General features: G+C 40.3%; 15 protein-coding genes, 6 tRNA genes and 2 riboswitches. Of the genes, 3 read left to right on the top strand and 18 right to left on the bottom strand.

The genetic code is table 11. From position 1 onward, the window contains the following. The 11 genes from AC6UD4_RS01525 to AC6UD4_RS01475 all read right to left on the bottom strand — a co-directional run bounded on the left by AC6UD4_RS01525 (position 1) and on the right by AC6UD4_RS01475 (position 7,017). Positions 1-1,395: a DUF2252 domain-containing protein gene (locus AC6UD4_RS01525; RefSeq protein WP_500693533.1), complete on the bottom strand. Its 1,395-nt coding sequence runs from the start codon at positions 1,393-1,395 to the stop codon at positions 1-3. Between the two features lie 203 nt (positions 1,396-1,598). Then, a tRNA-Leu gene (locus tag AC6UD4_RS01520) sits at positions 1,599-1,684 on the bottom strand. A 16-nt stretch (positions 1,685-1,700) separates the two neighbouring features. Beyond that, positions 1,701-1,772 (bottom strand) — tRNA-Gly (locus AC6UD4_RS01515). A gap of 3 nt (positions 1,773-1,775) precedes the next feature. Then, positions 1,776-1,849: transfer RNA gene (locus AC6UD4_RS01510), tRNA-Thr, on the bottom strand. Positions 1,850-1,859: 10 nt separating this feature from the next. Beyond that, a tRNA-Leu gene (locus tag AC6UD4_RS01505) sits at positions 1,860-1,941 on the bottom strand. A 21-nt stretch (positions 1,942-1,962) separates the two neighbouring features. Then, a tRNA-Lys gene (locus AC6UD4_RS01500) sits at positions 1,963-2,035 on the bottom strand. A gap of 3 nt (positions 2,036-2,038) precedes the next feature. After that, positions 2,039-2,111, bottom strand: a tRNA-Val gene (locus tag AC6UD4_RS01495). A 170-nt stretch (positions 2,112-2,281) separates the two neighbouring features. Beyond that, a complete protein-coding gene (gene serS / locus AC6UD4_RS01490) occupies positions 2,282-3,571 on the bottom strand; it encodes a serine--tRNA ligase (RefSeq protein WP_500693532.1) in 1,290 nt (429 codons plus the stop codon). 252 nt (positions 3,572-3,823) lie between these two features. Further along, positions 3,824-4,462, bottom strand: coding sequence for a deoxynucleoside kinase (locus tag AC6UD4_RS01485; RefSeq protein ID WP_500693531.1), 639 nt, complete (start codon positions 4,460-4,462; stop codon positions 3,824-3,826). 74 nt (positions 4,463-4,536) lie between these two features. After that, a complete protein-coding gene (locus AC6UD4_RS01480; protein WP_500693530.1) occupies positions 4,537-6,012 on the bottom strand; it encodes an amino acid permease in 1,476 nt (491 codons plus the stop codon). Positions 6,013-6,118: 106 nt separating this feature from the next. After that, positions 6,119-6,288, bottom strand: a riboswitch (Lysine riboswitch). Between the two features lie 63 nt (positions 6,289-6,351). Next, a complete protein-coding gene (locus AC6UD4_RS01475; RefSeq protein ID WP_500693529.1) occupies positions 6,352-7,017 on the bottom strand; it encodes a phosphatase PAP2 family protein in 666 nt (221 codons plus the stop codon). A gap of 135 nt (positions 7,018-7,152) precedes the next feature. Between AC6UD4_RS01475 and AC6UD4_RS01470 the strand changes: the two genes are divergently transcribed. Beyond that, complete coding sequence (locus AC6UD4_RS01470) at positions 7,153-8,004, top strand: sulfite exporter TauE/SafE family protein (RefSeq protein WP_500693528.1); 852 nt, start codon at positions 7,153-7,155, stop codon at positions 8,002-8,004. Then, positions 8,001-8,402: a DUF1634 domain-containing protein gene (locus AC6UD4_RS01465; RefSeq protein WP_500693527.1), complete on the top strand. Its 402-nt coding sequence runs from the start codon at positions 8,001-8,003 to the stop codon at positions 8,400-8,402. Before AC6UD4_RS01470 ends, AC6UD4_RS01465 begins: the two co-directional genes overlap by 4 nt. A 60-nt stretch (positions 8,403-8,462) precedes the next feature. On the opposite strand, the gene AC6UD4_RS01460 is transcribed toward AC6UD4_RS01465, so the two are convergent. From AC6UD4_RS01460 to lysA, 7 genes are read right to left on the bottom strand one after another with little or no spacing between them, the layout of a single operon-like run. Further along, complete coding sequence (locus tag AC6UD4_RS01460; protein WP_500693526.1) at positions 8,463-9,635, bottom strand: aminotransferase class I/II-fold pyridoxal phosphate-dependent enzyme; 1,173 nt, start codon at positions 9,633-9,635, stop codon at positions 8,463-8,465. A 42-nt stretch (positions 9,636-9,677) separates the two neighbouring features. Then, a complete protein-coding gene (locus AC6UD4_RS01455) occupies positions 9,678-10,730 on the bottom strand; it encodes an aspartate-semialdehyde dehydrogenase (RefSeq protein WP_500693525.1) in 1,053 nt (350 codons plus the stop codon). Positions 10,731-10,744: 14 nt separating this feature from the next. Further along, positions 10,745-11,524 (bottom strand): 4-hydroxy-tetrahydrodipicolinate reductase, encoded by a 780-nt coding sequence (dapB, locus tag AC6UD4_RS01450; protein WP_500693524.1) that lies wholly within the window; start codon positions 11,522-11,524, stop codon positions 10,745-10,747. After that, positions 11,517-12,413 carry a 4-hydroxy-tetrahydrodipicolinate synthase gene (gene dapA / locus AC6UD4_RS01445; protein ID WP_500693523.1) on the bottom strand — a complete coding sequence of 299 codons (897 nt, stop codon included), beginning with the start codon at positions 12,411-12,413 and terminating at the stop codon, positions 11,517-11,519. Before dapA ends, dapB begins: the two co-directional genes overlap by 8 nt. A gap of 14 nt (positions 12,414-12,427) precedes the next feature. Continuing rightward, a complete protein-coding gene (locus tag AC6UD4_RS01440; protein WP_500693522.1) occupies positions 12,428-13,612 on the bottom strand; it encodes an N-acetyldiaminopimelate deacetylase in 1,185 nt (394 codons plus the stop codon). Further along, the gene (gene dapD, locus AC6UD4_RS01435; protein WP_500693521.1) at positions 13,612-14,319 is read right to left on the bottom strand and encodes a 2,3,4,5-tetrahydropyridine-2,6-dicarboxylate N-acetyltransferase; all 708 of its coding nucleotides are present in this window, start codon (positions 14,317-14,319) and stop codon (positions 13,612-13,614) included. Before dapD ends, AC6UD4_RS01440 begins: the two co-directional genes overlap by 1 nt. A 3-nt stretch (positions 14,320-14,322) precedes the next feature. Continuing rightward, positions 14,323-15,633: a diaminopimelate decarboxylase gene (gene lysA / locus AC6UD4_RS01430; RefSeq protein ID WP_500693520.1), complete on the bottom strand. Its 1,311-nt coding sequence runs from the start codon at positions 15,631-15,633 to the stop codon at positions 14,323-14,325. Between the two features lie 98 nt (positions 15,634-15,731). Next, positions 15,732-15,905, bottom strand: a riboswitch (Lysine riboswitch). A 147-nt stretch (positions 15,906-16,052) separates the two neighbouring features. Between lysA and AC6UD4_RS01425 the strand changes: the two genes are divergently transcribed. Next, positions 16,053-17,423, top strand: a complete 1,371-nt coding sequence (locus tag AC6UD4_RS01425; protein WP_500693519.1) for an aspartate kinase — start codon at positions 16,053-16,055, stop codon at positions 17,421-17,423. Positions 17,424-17,429: the final 6 nt, after the last annotated feature.

Here is a 17,429-nt window from a genome sequence, read left to right as displayed (position 1 = left end):
TTATTTCAAATCCTTAATAAACGTATCATAATCAATCTCAACTTGTTTCATGTATTCATTAGCGAACTCAATGAATGACTTTTTGACCTTGTCGCTATTTTTTAGGTACCCGATAATCATCGGAAACGTTGGTGATTGACTGTGTGCCCGTGCAAGTAATATCACACAAACTAACACGTAATCCTTAAAAGCGTCTAAATCCAACTTATTAAGATTTACGGAACCTTTCATATCTTTAAACTGACGAACGTAGTAACTCTTATTACTAGTATTAAACCACCCTAAAAACGGATCCGAGGCAGTTTGAAGAATCAGCTGACAATCAACAATATTTTCACCCAGTGAATCATTTTTATTCATACCAATAACGTTATTTTTATAAATTGGAAGTGCTTGTTTAATCTGCAAAACCAAGTAATTATTGTTAGCGTCCTCTAGTAAAACTAAAAAGCAAAGGGTTCCAACACTTCCCACTCCAACACTGTGTCTTACAATATCAACGATCTGGAAGTTAGAGAGAAAGAAACGGATATCACTTTTAGTATGATTGTAGTAACGATCGAGTCCATCACTAATTTTTTGATAATCTTTTTTCCCAATGTGAACCGTAACCGGTTCATTATCAATAAAGCGCCGTTCCCCGTTTTTAAGAACGGTTGTATACTTTTCCACAGCGTAGTCAGAAGTACTTCTAAGGGCCTTGTTAATACTCTTAGCGGTAATTTTTTGAAACGATTTTTTAAAATGCTTCTCACCGTCTTTTAATGTACCAAAAATCTTAGAAATATTTCTGATGGAATTAGGCAATGTCAGTTTATCCATGGCTGGAATCTCCGTCATCCTGACCAAGGCACTACGATAAGCCTCCAAGACATCCCTTAAAAACGGATTAACTTCATTTGTGATGTCAAATCCTTGTTGCTTCGCGACCAATAAAGCACTTACTAGAAAACGTAATAAGTCATCTTCAAAGTGACCTACGTGAGATTCGTCAAAATCATTTAAATCGAACAAAAGTTGATGCTCTGGAGAACCATAAAAACCAAAGTTGCCAAGGTGAGCATCACCCGCAATCAACAGATTGATATCACTCATGGGAATGGTACCTAAATCATGATTCATTAGCTCAACGCTTCCCCGATAAAAAGAAAATGGATTTTTGGCCATTCGTTCTCGTTTTAATCCTAGAAGTCCACTAAGTAGCAGTGAATCACGCTCAGTCAAAATTGGTTTAATGTCCCGCTTTCTAGCTTTGAAATTCCGCATGGCTTCCATGTTGGCATCATTACTCATCTTCTCACCAACATGAATTAATTGATCATCATTCATTGAAACGTCATTAAGTAAAGCACTTACGTTATTAAGCCCATAAGGCGATTTTTTCTCGAGTTTCATATCGTTTCTCCTTTATTTGATCAATCATCTTGTTATCGTAATTCTAACTTGTCATGTAACTGGAAATCAACTTATTACCCACATCACAACATCAATTTAACTCTATGATAGCGCTGTCTGACCCGTATTTCTACCTTGAATCGATATTTTAAATAAAAAGAGAGTCCTATTACTAGGGCTCTCTTACTGTTTTAAATTTTAAATGCCGGGGACCGGGATCGAACCGGTACGGTCATCACTGACCGCAGGATTTTAAGTCCTGTGCGTCTGCCAATTCCGCCACTCCGGCATGATGATAACAAAAAAGCGGAAGACGGGATTCGAACCCGCGACCTCCACCATGGCAAGGTGGCGTTCTACCACTGAACTACTTCCGCATATGCCGACTATAGGATTCGAACCTACGACCTCTTCATTACTAGTGAAGCGCTCTAGCCAACTGAGCTAAGTCGGCGAAAAATCAATGCGGGCGAAGGGATTCGAACCCCCACGTCCTAAGACACTAGAACCTAAATCTAGCGCGTCTGCCAGTTCCGCCACGCCCGCATAATAATGTGTTACTGGCAATGAGCCGTGGCGGGTTCGAACCGCCGACCCTCTGATTAAAAGTCAGATGCTCTACCAACTGAGCTAACGGCTCAAATGGAGGATACAGGGATCGAACCTGTGACCTCCTGCTTGTAAGGCAGATGCTCTCCCAGCTGAGCTAATCCTCCATTGATAGATATCATTGCGATAAAGCGCAACGACAACTATTAAATAATATCATTTTGATGTTTAAGCGTCAAGAACAAATTGGTTACGCTTCAACGATCAATTCTTCTCAAGCCAGTCATACAACAAATATTATTATACCGGAATGTCTTATTGATTTCTACTATTTTTGTTAAAATTTTTCATTTTTTACAATCTTCTTCATCCCATGCATATAAGGTTGAAGAACTTCGGGCACATTCACCGTTCCATCTTCATTTTGATAGTTTTCAAGGATAGCGGCAACCGTTCTACCAACGGCTAAGCCAGAACCATTTAACGTATGAACGTACTGCAATTTACCGTTCTCATCTCTGTATTGGATGTGAGCTCGTCTTGCCTGAAAATCAAGCGTGTTAGAACAACTTGAAATTTCGCGGTACCGATTTTGAGCTGGCATCCAAACTTCAAGATCATGGGTTTCGGCGGCAGTGAAGCTCATGTCACTTGATGTTAGCGTGATGACATGATAAGGCAGACCGAGTTTCTGAAGTAATGTCTCTGCTTGATGAGTAATTTCCTTTAAAGCATCCCAAGACTCCTCGGGCTTAGTAAACTGAACCATTTCAACTTTGTTAAACTGATGCAATCGAATTAAGCCCCGGGTATCTTTTCCGGCACTTCCTGCTTCTGATCTAAACGCTGGGGTCAAAGCTGTGAATTTCACTGGTAACTTCTCTTCAGAAATGACTTCGTCGCGATAGAAATTAACCAGTGGAACTTCAGCAGTCGGAATCATGGTCAAGTCACTATCTTTAATCTCAAATCCAGCCTTATTTTCTAGGAATTTAGGAAACTGCCCGGTCCCAAACATTGAATCAGAATTAACCATGTATGGGGGTAAGACTTCGGTGTATCCAGCATCGGTGTTTTGATCCAAATAGAAATTATATACCGCACGTTCTAATTTGGCTCCTGCACCTAGATAGTATACGAAACGACTTCCTGATACCTTAGCACTTCGCTTGAAATCTAAAATATCTAAGTCTTCGCCAATTTCCCAGTGGGGTTTAGGGGTGAAATCAAACTTCCGTGGTTCACCAATTCGTCTTAACTCTTTTGAACCCTCTTCGGTGAGACTAACGGGAACTTCATCAGCAGGGACATTGGGTAAATGAGCCTCAATATCATGTTGTTCAGCTTTGATAGTTTCTAGCTTTTCATCCAGCGCCTTGATCTCTTTTCCAACTTCACGCATTCTGGTAATTTGATCATTTGCGTCCTCTTTATTGCGCTTGAGCTGTGAAATTTTCTCAGATACCTCATTTCGTTCCGCTTTAAGCGACTCACTTTTAACGATTAGATCACGCCGTTCTGAATCTTTTCTAAGTAAATTGTCAATCACTTCGCCAGGCACATTTCGCTCGGCTAGCTTTCCTTTATACCAGTCTGGATTACTTCTAATCAACTTCATATCTAACATTTTAATTTCCTCCCTTAAAAGACACAAAAAGACCCTCGTCATATTGGGACGAAAGTCTTTTCGCGGTACCACCCAAGTTCCAATTAAGGCACTCGATTAATTAATAACGGTAATTGCCGTGCGGGATTGGCCGCCCGAAATACGTGCTGGAATTTTCAAATGACAATTTTCACCAACATTGTCTCTCTGTAATTCTACTTAATGGGCACGTCACGTTTATTTGTTGCGTTAATTATACAATAATCTCTGAAATTATCCTAATACTTCTTGAATTTTGTCAGAAAGTCTCTTTAAAACTTTGTTTCTGGCGTCCGCATCTTCGACAAAATCATACTTATCCCCGTTAATCCTAATCTTGGGAGACAAGTTATAATCCTCGTACCATTTTGAATATCTCTGGTTTAATTCACGATAATATTCATACAAACTACCGTCATTATCGATTTGTTCGTATTTTCTTCCACGCTTTTTAATTCTTTTAAGCATCGTATCAAAAGAAATATCAATATAAATCAGTAGGTCCGGTATTTTCTTATATTTACCGTTAGGGATCGGTTCCATCATGTTCTTTAATAAAGAATCATAAATTTGAACTTCTGTTTCAGTTGCTCGACCAAGGTCAGCATTTAGATGAAACAGTAATGAATCTTCAAAGATTGAACGATCCATCACACTGTACTTATCAGAAGAAGCTTCCTTAATGCTGTCCAAACGTTTATTTAAAAAATAAATCTGAAGCAAAAAAGCATACTTTTTTGGGTCTTTGTAAAACAACGGAAGAATCTTATTATCATCAACGGACTCATAATAGGCTGGTGAGTTTAATTTCTCAGCCAATAATGTCGTTAACGTGGTCTTCCCTGCTCCAATAGTTCCTGATAATACAATCATTTATTTGATCCCCTTAGACTAATTTAAAGAATTTGCAATTGTAATTGTACCATTTAAAAATCATGAATTTAAGACTAGCTTTCATTCTTTTTAATTTCATCCGTATAATCTTCTGAAGGCGAGACATCCACTTGATCGAGGGGAATGATATGGGTATGATGAACAAATTTGTACCCAAAATACAAGATGATAACCAACGGAACACTCATATACGTGACCGCAATCTCAAATAAGTTGAAGTGAGCAAAGGCACCAATATCTTGACCACAAATAACAACGATACACAGGATTAAAGTGATAATTGGACCAACCGGGAACCAAGTCGCATGGTATTTAAGTTCCGAAACTTTGTGTCCTTGTTTTATAAACGCCCTTCTAAATCGATAATGTGAAAGAGCAATCCCGAACCAAGCAATAAATCCAGTCAACCCGGAAGCAGCCACTAACCACATGTAAATCTTAGATCCAAAGATACTGGTCATAAAAGTCAACAACGAAATCACCATGGTTGCTAGGAGCGCTAATACCGGAATTCCACGCTTAGATACTTTGCCAAAAACTTTTGGAGCATAACCTTCATCGGCCATCGAATACAACATTCGCGTTGAGGCATACATCCCAGAGTTGGCTGAAGAAATCACGGAGGTCAAGATGACCGCGTTCATAATACTTGCAGCTCCAGCTAATCCGGCACGTTCAAACACAATCGTGAACGGACTAATGGCAACATCTGAAGCACTTGATCCCAACAAATCGGGACTAGTATATGGAATAATTGCAGCAATCACAACAATTGCCAGAATATAGAATAAAATGATGCGCCAAAATACTTCATGAATCGCTTTTGGAACAGTCTCCCGCGGGTTTTCTGACTCTCCAGCTGTAATTCCAACTAACTCAGTTCCTTGAAATGAGAATCCAGCAATTACGAAAACACTCAGAATGCCGGGAATCCCGTTTACGAAGGGAGCCTGCTTATAGGTAAAGTTCCTCATTCCAATAAAGTGACCACCCATAATTCCAAAAATGGTCAAAATTCCGACGGCTAGAAAGATAAAAATCGTGATCACTTTGATCAAAGACATCCAGAACTCAGTTTCTCCAAACGCCTTGACGGATAAGATGTTAATCAACAAAATCAGTGACAGAGCCGCTAAACTCCAAATCCAACTCGGAAAATGTGGCAGCCAGAATTGCATGACGATTGCCACCGTACTAACGTCAACCGCCACCGTAATTGCCCAGTTAAACCAGTAGTTCCAACCCATTGCAAACCCTAAAGCTGGATCAACGTACTTAGCTGAATATGTAGCAAATGATCCAGAGACTGGCATATTAGTGGCCATTTCTCCCAAACTAGTCATCAAAAAATAAACCATGATTCCCATACATACATATGCTACTAACGCACCACCGGGACCAGCATTGTGAATTGCTCCACCACTAGTCACAAAAAGACCGGTTCCAATACAACCACCAAGGGCGATCATAGACACATGACGAGACTTTAATCCCCGCTTCACCTGTCCGTTTCCATTTTTTTCAGACATAAATTCTCCTCCTAAATAATTAAGAAGAAACCCAATAACAAAACGACAAAGAAAAAGACCCTCTTGAATAACTTCCAAAAGAGTCCACAAATTCTTACTAATCGTAATCTTAGAAAGCTCTCCGTGCAACACACGACAGTCCTTGACTTATTAAATCAAAACCCAACCAATCATTTACCACGTGATCAGTTTCGGCAACTTTCCCTTTCATAAGCCCTCATCGATTAAGTGAATCTCTGGCAAATTACTGATAAAAGTCGCGCCTCTTCTTAGAATTCATATTTCATTATAAGTAAAGTATAAGTGATAAGTTAACGATTATCAATCACTTTCATGAAATTAGTAAATTGTATTCTGAAAAATCTTTGTTGTACTTAGCTCCTTGGCCCACTTTACGTACCCATGTTCACAAACTTGAAGCCATGTGTAAGCAATTAAGGCGGCACCAACGGTATCTGAAGGAAAATGGGCATTCAGATAAACCCGTGAGATCATCACTAGGAAAAGAACAATTGCTAAAATAGTTCTAATAATCCATTTAGTTGATTGTCGATTAATCATTGGAACCACTATGATCCACAGGACGCTAATCACTAGAAAAGCTCCTAAAACATGTCCACTAGGATAACTAAAGCCAGTGTCCCCCGGCAAATGCATTGAAGGACGGGGCTTGGCTACGATGTGTTTAATCACAAATCCAATGGCATCTCCACCAAAAACCAGTACCAACGAAAAGAATGCCGGTATTTTATACTTAAACCACCACAACAAAACAGCAATTATAAGTATCCACACAATATCCATCTTGGGACTCGCGACAAAACTAATCATTGAGAAAATGGTTTCTTCAAATGAAGACGGGTACCCTTGAATGGTTCCAATTATCATTGAATCTAAAAAGTCAACGTAGCCAAAACTCATTTTGACTCCAATCGTCAGGATTAACGATAAGAGAAACGCAATTGTTAATTTGTACGGACGACTAACGTCCCTTCCAATCATCATAAACGCCATACCTCCAAGAATTCATATAAAAAAAGTATAACATAATATCGATTAGCCGATTGAGAGAAGCACCAAAATCGCCGTGATTAGTGTGATATAATTGCACCATGAATTTTACAGATTGGAGTTTTATTAATGATTCATAGCCTTATTATCATGTTACTGGTAGGAGTTTTTGCGGGTGTTCTGGGTTCAATCCTAGGAATCGGTGGTGGGATGATCATTACACCGGTTTTAACCATCGGATTTAATCTTGACATTAAGTATGCGATTGGTGCAAGTATCATTGCCGTGATTGCTACCAGTTCAGGAGCAACGATCGCCTATCTAAAAGACAACGTCTTAAACTTACGGGTAGCCATGTTTCTAGAAATTGCTACTTCCATTGGGGCCGTTGCTGGTGCTTTACTAACTGGAGTGATCAATCCAATCTTTCTCTACATTTTGTTTGGCCTGTTACTCTTCTTTTCCGGTCTAAATATGGTTAAAAAGATTTGGGGCAAACAGGTTCAAACGAATACAACCAGTGAAGATAAAATTGCAAAAGAACTCAAACTAAATGGTTCTTACTACGATAAAAACCTAAAAAAGCAGATTGACTATAAGGTAACAAACGTTCCAGCTGGTTTAACCGTAATGTTTGGTGCCGGAATTGCCAGTGGTTTACTGGGAATTGGATCCGGTGCCTTTAAGGTGATTGCGATGGACACTTTTATGAAAATGCCACTCAAACCATCGAGTTCCACCAGTAATTTAATGATGGGGGTCACGGCAGCAGCGAGTGCCACCATTTACTTTTTTAACGGATCAATTTTGCCTCAGATTGCCGTCCCACTGGCGCTCGGAATTATCGTTGGAGCAACCGTCGGGTCACGTGTGATGCAAATCATGCCTTCCAAATTAATTAGAATTATTTTTATTCCCATCCTAATTTACCTTGGCGTTCAAATGATTCTTAAAGGATTTGGGGTGAACTTCTTATCATGAGCACTCAAAATAATGTAAATCAAAGTGAAAAAAATCAAGAAGCTGAAAATATTCGAATCGAAAAACTTATCGGAAAAATCATGCGTATTGGGGTGATTGTTTCCGTCATCATCATGATCTTTGGACTTTTCTTGTACCTTGTTACCGGAACAACGGGGTTTGGCAGTCACTATTACCTAACCTCCTTTGGTCAACTGCTAAAGGGAATCATTCAATTAAAACCCTATTCCATCATGATGTTAGGCGTTTTTGCTTTGATCCTAACGCCAGTTCTAAGGGTGGTCGTATCAATCTATTCATTCTATAAAGAACACGATAAGATGTACGTCATCATTACTACCATCGTCTTCATCATCTTGATGATTAGTTTTTTCCTTGGAACTTACCTGCATCTTTAAACAATTTTAAACAAAAGCGGAATTAGACATTTGTCTAATTCCGCTTTTTTAATAATTACGTTAACTTAAATAATTTTCCATCCGACTTAGTGCTTCCTTTAAATCGTCACTAGAAGCAGCGTAGGAAATCCGAACGTGGCCTTTACCACCGTCACCAAACGCTGATCCGGGAATTACCCCAACTTTAGCGTTTTGCGCTAAATCCTTGGCAAAACGAACGTCATCATTTCCATAATTTGCTGGAATTTTTACGAAAATATAAAACGCTCCGGTAGGATCAATCGGATCAAGCCCCATCTTCTTTAGCCGGAAAATGGCCTCATCCCGATTCTTTTGGTATTCATCTCGCATCGGAAAAGCATCATCCATCCCATTCTTAAGTGCCTCAAGTGCACCGTACTGAGCAGGGTCTGATGGTGAAGAAACTAAATAACCATGCATCTTATTAGCCTGAGTGATAAATTCAGCGGGACCAACCGTGAACCCCAGTCGATAACCAGTCATTGCGTGAGATTTAGACACTCCATTAATTACAATCGTTTGATCAGGTAAATACTCTGCCAGTGAATGATGTTTAATACCATAGGTTAACTCACTATAGATCTCATCGGTAATCACAAAGAGTGAATGTTGTTTCAGAATTGGGACAAGGGCTTTTAACTGCTCTGGTGTGTATTCAACCCCCGTTGGATTATTTGGATAATTTAAGATCAACGCTTTAGCACTGGGATGATTTGAGAGTGCCTCATCCAATTCTTTAGGTGTTAAAACAAAATCAGAAGTGGACGTATCAATAAACACGGGTTTCCCACCAGCAAAACGTACTAATGACTCGTATAGGGGATAGAAAGGTGCTGGAATAAAAACTTCATCGCCAAGATTAACCGTGGAAAGAATCGACGAGGCAAGCGCTTCGGTTGCTCCCATATTAACCATTACTTCAGTATCAGGATCATACTTTAAATTATATTTCTTTGCCATAAAGTTGCTGATGGCATCTCTTAAGGATTTGATTCCCTTATGAGGAGAATAATGCGAGTGGTTATCTTCAATACTCTTCATCATTGCTTTTTTAACGTGTTCAGGGGTGTTAAATCCTGGTTCTCCCACCGATAGCATAATCAACCCGTCAATATCAGATATCGACTCCGAAAAAGCTCGAATTGCTGATGGTTGCAGTTGAGTTAAATTCTTGTTAAACCGATTTTGCAAGTTTTCATTTAAAGTAGGCATGTTAATCCTCTTCCTTATCATCATCGTCAAGAGATTTAATCATTAAATTAAATCTCTTTTAACTAATTCTTCGCCAATTTCAACCGTATTTAGTGCAGCACCCTTTAATAAATTGTCGGATACTACCCACATATTATAGGCATCACCATTTTCTTGATCCGGTCGAACTCTTCCGACATATGTATCTTCTTTGCCAGCAGCGTCGATTGGTTGTGGGTAGAGTTGTTTTTTGGGATCATCTTTAAGAGTTACTCCCGGAGCATCATTTAAAATCATTTGGATCTTTTCACGACTGGCGGCTTTTTCATCCTTGACCGTGAAATAAACTGACTCACCGTGACAAATCTCCACTGGAACTCTGACACAGGTAGCAGTCACCTTAATATCTCCAGAATCCATATCATTCAGCATGATTTTCTTCGTTTCGTGAATCATCTTCCACTCTTCGTGAGTATAACCGTCTTTTTCAAACACATCGATTTGGGGTAAAAGGTTAAACGCTAGCGGATAATGTTCCTTTTCACCTTTGACTGGGAAAATGTGAGCATCCATCTTTTTGCCATCAAGGTGTTCTTGCGCTTCATCTTTTAATTCATCAAGTCCACTCTGACCGGCACCTGAAGCAGCTTGATAAGTAGAAACAATAATTTGTTTCAACCCAAACTGCTTTCTAATCGGCTCTAACGCCACTACCATTTGAATGGTGGAACAGTTTGGATTGGCAATGATCCCATGATGATTCTCTAAAGCATCTGGGTTCACTTCTGGCACAACCAGGGGAACATCCGGGTCCATTCGAAACGCACTCGTGTTGTCAACCGCAACGGCACCACGCTTCACGGCTTCCGGTAACAATTTTTTGGAAACCGAACCGCCAGCTGAAGCAAGGACTAAATCAACACCGTTAAATGAGTCGGGAGTAGCCTCTTCGACGGTTAACTCGTCACCTTGATACTCGAGCTTTTTCCCAGCGGATCTTTTAGAAGCCAACAATTTCAGACTTTTAACCGGGATACTTGATTCAGCTAACTTATCCATGAGACGTGTTCCAACGGCGCCAGTGGCACCTAAAATTGCGACATTATACTCTTTCATTACTACTTGCCCCTCTATAAAATATTTTCTAATCCAACAACTAACCCATCTAAACCGTCAACTCTCTCAATGGCAACCCTTAAACCATTCATAAATGAATCACGATCAAAAGAATCTTGACGAATAGTGAGCGCTTCACCATCTCCGCCAAACAGCACCTGTTCATGAGCAACATATCCGGGAAGTCGAACGGAATGAATCGGAACTCCATCATACTCAGCTCCGCGAGCACCCTTTAGGGTTTCCTCAGTGGATAAAGCTTTGGGTCGTTTCTTTCTTCCCTCACTGATTAACTTTGCGGTATTAATGGCGGTCCCAGACGGAGCATCTTTTTTATCCTGATGATGCATCTCGATCACCTCTGCATTAGGGAAATACTGAGCTGCCTCTTTAGCAAATTTCATTAACAATACCGCTGAAATTCCAAAGTTCGGTGCAATAATCCCACTCACATTTTCATTGTCCGCTAATTTTTGCAATTCAGCTAGTTGATCATCACTTAACCCACTGGTTCCAATAACCGGATGAATCCCATGATCCAAGGCAAATTTAGTGTTTGGATAAGCTGCTTTTGGAACCGTAAAATCAACCCAAACGTCTACATCTGGTCCCTTAATCTGATCAAAATCGTTATAAACTTTTACGTCTTTTGGTAAATCATAACTTTCAGGACTCAAATCGTTCGCTTTCGGGTCATATACGCCTATCAAATTAAAATCACCATTCTTTTCAATCATCTTAACGGCCTTTTGGCCCATTGAGCCACGAAAGCCTGCTACTAATACTTTAATCATTTAAAATGTCTCCTAAAGAATCAACGTCTAGTGCTTTTGCCAATTCTTTTTTCTCATCTTGATTTAGGGTTGCAATTGGTAAACGACAACCACCCACATTTAAACCATTAGCATTTAAAGCGGCTTTAGTTGGTGACGGGGAAGGATACATAAATAACGCCTGCATCTTTGGTGTTAACCAACGTTGAAGCTTGCCAGCTGCTTTGTAATCCCCCTGATCTAAATCATCGTACATTCCCCTTAATTGCTTACCATAGACATGGGAAGCAACCGAAATCACTCCATCACCACCAAGCATCTTAGTTGCTAGTGCTTGAGGATCTTCACCACTGTAAACCAGAAAATCATCTGGAGTGTTGGAAATGATGTATTCCATATCAGGAAGTGAGCCGCACTGCTTAACTCCAGCAATGTTATTGTATTCGGATAATTCCACGACCGTTTCTTTATTCATGTTCACACCCGTTCGTCCAGGAATGTTATAGATGATGATTGGTTTATCTGAATGATCGGCAACGTACTTAAAGTGTTTCTTCATGCCCCGTTGGTCGGGTTTGTTGTAATAAGGCACAACCACCAAGCCATAATCAATCCCATCTAATTGCATCACTTTCTGGTTAAACTCAGCCGTTTGTCGGGTATTGTTTGAGCCAGTCCCTGCAATTACCGGATACTGATCGCCCACAATCTTGCCAAATTCACCGTACAGTTTTAATTTTTCGTCTTCAGATAATGTCGGAGTTTCACCAGTCGTTCCGCCGACCACAAATCCATTGGTCCCCGTATCAACCAAATGTTTAATCAGCTTCTTAAGCCGTGTAATATCAACCTCACCGTCATTGCCAAACGGGGTGACGATGGCCGTTAATAAATCTGCTTTTTCTACCATGATTATGATCTCCCCTATTTTTTTGTTCCTTGTTGCATTCGATAATTCAAAAATCCGATAATGGCTCTACTTCCAATCGCAATTGCCTTTGGATTGGGGGTAAGCGTCGCCTCATGAAGCTGAGACTTTGGGTCACCAATTCCCAACCAAAACATTGTTCCGGGGATTTTTGACAACAAATAACCAAAATCTTCTCCCGTCATTGCGGGCATCGTGTTAATAAAATCAACGTTTTTTTGTTTTTCCATGTAATCAATAAAATTACTGGTTAACTTCGGATTATTCTCGACTGGCAAATAACCGCCCTGATTCAGGTTGAGTTTAACCTGGCAGTCGTAACTCACTGAAATCCCATTAGCGACTTCTTTTAACCGCTTATCAATCAACTCAATCATTTTCTGGGTCAGACCCCGAATCGTTCCTTCAATTCGAGCATGACCAGCGATCACATTTCGAATGGTACCGGCTTCCATTTTTCCAAAGGTAACAACCCCGCCTTCAATCGGATCAACACTCCTTGATACAATCGTCTGAACCTGATTAATAAACTGACTGGCGGCCACAATCATGTCGTTTGCATCCTGCGGATAAGCAGCATGACCACTTTTTCCGATCAGGTCAACGTTGACCTCGGTTGTCCCAGCGAACAGTGTACCCATCCGACAACCGATTGCCCCAACAGGAAGCTGGGGGTTGTCATGTAGACCATAAAATTCATCTGGATGCCACTTCCCGGTAAAAATACCATCCTCGTATGCCACCTTACCGCCATTTTCACTTTCTTCAGCTGGTTGAAAAAAAACTAACAAATTATCTTGGGGCTGATGAGCAGCATAGTAATTCAAGATACTCAACGCAACCGTCATGTGGATATCATGACCACACGCATGCATCACACCATCATTTTTTGACACAAACGTTAAATTCGTTTTTTCCTTAACTGGTAACGCATCAATATCCGTTCGGTATCCAATGGTACGCTTGGGATCAGTTCCATGGACCAGCACCAAAATCGCAGTTGGTAACTTTTCTGGTACATTAACTTCCATATAGTCCGTTTTAAACTTATCAATGACTTCTTTTAGATATTCATGGGTCTGAAACTCATGCATTGCTAATTCTGGGATTTGGTGAAGATGGCGATAAATTTCAAGGAGATCATCGTCACTCAACTTGGTCGGGTTATCTGACACATTCATCACTTCCTTAAGTCGTCTTCAAGTTTAGTCTTAGACTTGGTCTGAGTGTCGATGTCCTTGATCTTTTTAGCAGGAACCCCGGCTACCATGGTATTAGGTTCAACATCATGCAAAACCACTGAGCCAGCAGCAATCACTGCACCCTCACCAACATGAACGCCTTCAATCACAACCGCATTAGCACCAACTAAGACGTTATCGTCAATTCGAACCGGTTTAGCACTAGCTGGTTCAATCACACCGGCCAAAACAGCACCAGCACCGATGTGACAATGCTTTCCAACGATCGCACGACCACCCAGGATGGTCCCCATGTCAATCATAGAATCATCACCAATCTCAGCTCCAATGTTGATTAAAGCTCCCATCATTATGACAACATGCTTTCCAATTGAGACCTGATCACGAATAATAGCACCAGGTTCGATCCGAGCGTCTAGGTTCTTGGTATCAAGTAATGGAACGGCAGAATTTCGTGCATCACTTTCAATTTCATAACTACTGATTAATTTTTTATTCTTTTTAAGAAATTTAGAAACGTTAGCCCAGTCGCCAAAAATGACACCAGTTTTGTTAGTGGTAAAATTCTCAATTCCCTTAGGAAATTTGATTTTTCCTAACTTACCTTTCAAATAAACCTTGACTGGGGTCTTTTTGTCTGAGTTAGAAATAAATTTAATGATTGATTGTGCATCTAATTGTGCCATCTTCTAGTTCTCCTTTAATTTCTTATCTAAGTGGATCAGGTCCGCATAACTCTCTCGTTGGACCGCTAATTGTGCTTTCCCATTTTCAACAAACACAACGGCTGGCCGTGGATTTCGATTATAGTTGGAAGCCATTGAGTAGCCATAAGCCCCGGTGTTAAAGATTACAAAAACATCGCCCGGTTTGCTCTTTGGGAGCGGTTGATTCTTAATCAAGATATCACCTGATTCACAGTACTTCCCGGCAATTCGGACGGTTTCAACCGGCTTTCCATCAACATTGCCTGCAAGAGCGCCTTCATAGTCTGCTTCATATAAAGCTGGCCGAATGTTATCACCCATCCCACCATCAACGGAAACGTACGACTTAATCCCGGGGACATCTTTTCTGGAACCAATCGTGTACAAACTATAACCCGCTGACCCGACGATTGAACGTCCCGGTTCAATCCAAATTGATGGAGTTGGTAAATCAGCCTCAGTTGTTTTTTGTTTAATCTCATCCACAATGGCTGAGACGAAGTCCTCTGGGGCGACGGGATGTTCTTCATCGGTGTATTGAATACCAAAACCACCACCAACGTTGATTACCTTCGCCGTGTAATCAAAATTGTCATGCCAGTGCTTCATTACATCAACAAGTTTATCGGCCGCTCCCACAAAGCCTTCGGGTGAAAAAATCTGAGACCCAATGTGAGCATGAACCCCTTTCATATTCATTCGCTTCTCAGAAAGGACCTTTTGTAAAGCTTCATCAGCTTGTCCTGATGCCAGATCGAATCCAAACTTACTGTCGACCTGACCCGTTTGGATGTACTCATGAGTATGAGCTGAAATACCAGGGGTAATCCGTAACATCACGTCGATGTTTTTATCTTGCTCTTCTAGCACGTCGTGGAGTAACTCAATTTCATGGAAATTATCCAACATAATCGTTCCCACTCCGTTTTTGACAGCCATCGTTAGTTCGTCTTTTGATTTATTGTTGCCGTGAAAACTGACCCGTGCCATCGGAAAATCAGCTTGAAGCGCAGTGTACAACTCACCACCGGAAACTACGTCAATTCCAGCTCCCTCTTGCTTCACAATTTGATACATTCCAACCGTGGCAAACGCCTTACTAGCATAATTAACCGAGTATTTAACTTTACGGTCCTCAAAAACCCGTTTAAATTTTTCAATTTGACTCTTGATCTTACTAACGTCATAAACCTCTAGGGGTGTTCCATATTCTTTTGCTAAATCACTGGCTTTGATCCCACCAATGTACAAATCATGATTTCTTATATCTTGCTTATCAATAACCGACTTCATCTCGCACCTCTTAAATAATTTATAAAAAAAGATCTTTTTGCTCAGGAGTTGAACAAAAAGATCTAAAAATAATTAATTTGACATTATTTGATCAAATATTCTTGAATAGCTCCCCGCAGAATATCTGCGACAGTCCGCGATTTATTAAATCACGTCCCAGCACCAGTGCCACTACTCTGACAGAGTGCTTCGGCAAACAACCCTTTCACTAACTTCTTCGACGAGTAAATCTCCATTAGCTAATCTTGTTACCTGCAACCTCTATTTAAATTTGTTAAAAATATAACCCATTTTGACCTGTTCGTCAATTAATATCATCTAAATTAATAACTATTTCACATATTTTGGATTCCAAGATTGATAAATTAAAAATTAATGCTACAATTCAATTTAATTAAATTCTTAAGGATGAATAATTCATGAAAGTAACCAAATTCGGTGGGAGCTCACTAGCTAACGGAGCCCAATTTCAAAAGGTAATTAATATCATCAAATCAGATCCAGATCGGAAGGCAGTCGTTGTTTCTGCTCCCGGAACTCGCTTCAAAGGTGACGTGAAAGTTACCGACTTATTAATCGAGTATGCTAACAAAGTTCTTGACCATGAAGACTTTTCTGACATTCTTAATCAAATTATTGATCGCTATCAAGAAATTGGTGAATCATTTAACGTTCAGACGAAACAGATTACCCAAATTGTCTCACAGTTAAGAGAATTACCTAATCAATCGTTTCCGGATTCTGCTCATCTAATGAGTACCTTTAAAGCTCAGGGAGAATACCTCAACGCGCAAATGTTGACGATGATTCTAAACCAACTTAAAATTCCCGCAAGGTTTATGGATCCAAAAGAAATTGGTTTTAAAGTCACCGGCGACGTTGCCGATGCGCAAATCAATCCAGTTACCTACGGAAACATCAGAAGATTTCGTGACGTTAAAGAAAAAATGATCTTTCCAGGATTTTTTGGGGTCAATGATGATAATCAAATCGCTACCTTTTCAAGGGGTGGTTCCGATATTACCGGCTCAATCGTAGCTCGTGGGCTTCAAGCTGATCTATACGAAAACTTTACCGATGTCAACGCGATCTATTCGGTTGACCCGCGGGTGGTTAAAAACCCGAAAGCTATCGACGTAATGACTTATAGAGAAATGAGAGAACTCTCGTATGCTGGTTTCTCAGTCTTTCATGATGAAGCCATCATTCCAGCGATTCAGGTCGGAATTCCCATCAACGTGAAAAATACATCAGCCCCTGATTTACCCGGAACCCTGATTGTTCCTGAAAATAAATTTCAACCAACTCGCGTAATTACCGGGGTAGCCAGTGCCAAGCACTTCTCAGCACTGTACATTCATCGCTACCTGCTTAACAAACAAGTGGGTTTTACCCTTAAGATTCTCAAAATTCTGTACAAATACAACGTGTCGTACGAACACATGCCTTCTGGAATCGATGACCTGACCATTATCTTTGATAAGGCCCAACTAAATGACCATATCGTCAAAGAAATCACGAGAGAAATCAAAGATGCCCTTCATCCCGATCAAATTCGTTGGATTAATGACTATGCCATCATTATGATCGTTGGCGAGGGAATGCAGTCTGATAATCACACCATTGAAAAAATCATTCGGCCCCTAACCGACAATGGCATCTCCATTCATATGATTAATCAAGGAGCTTCCAAGATTTCCGTGATGCTTGGAACTGACATTAAAGATTCAGATAAAGCCGTCAAGCTAATTTACAGAAACTTCTTTGACAACAACCGACTAATTTATTAGGAGACT

The sequence above is a fragment of the Fructilactobacillus sp. X3R5C2 genome (assembly GCF_059901175.1).
Note: the sequence above shows the minus strand (reverse complement) of the source record. Positions and strands in the feature narration are given on the sequence as shown.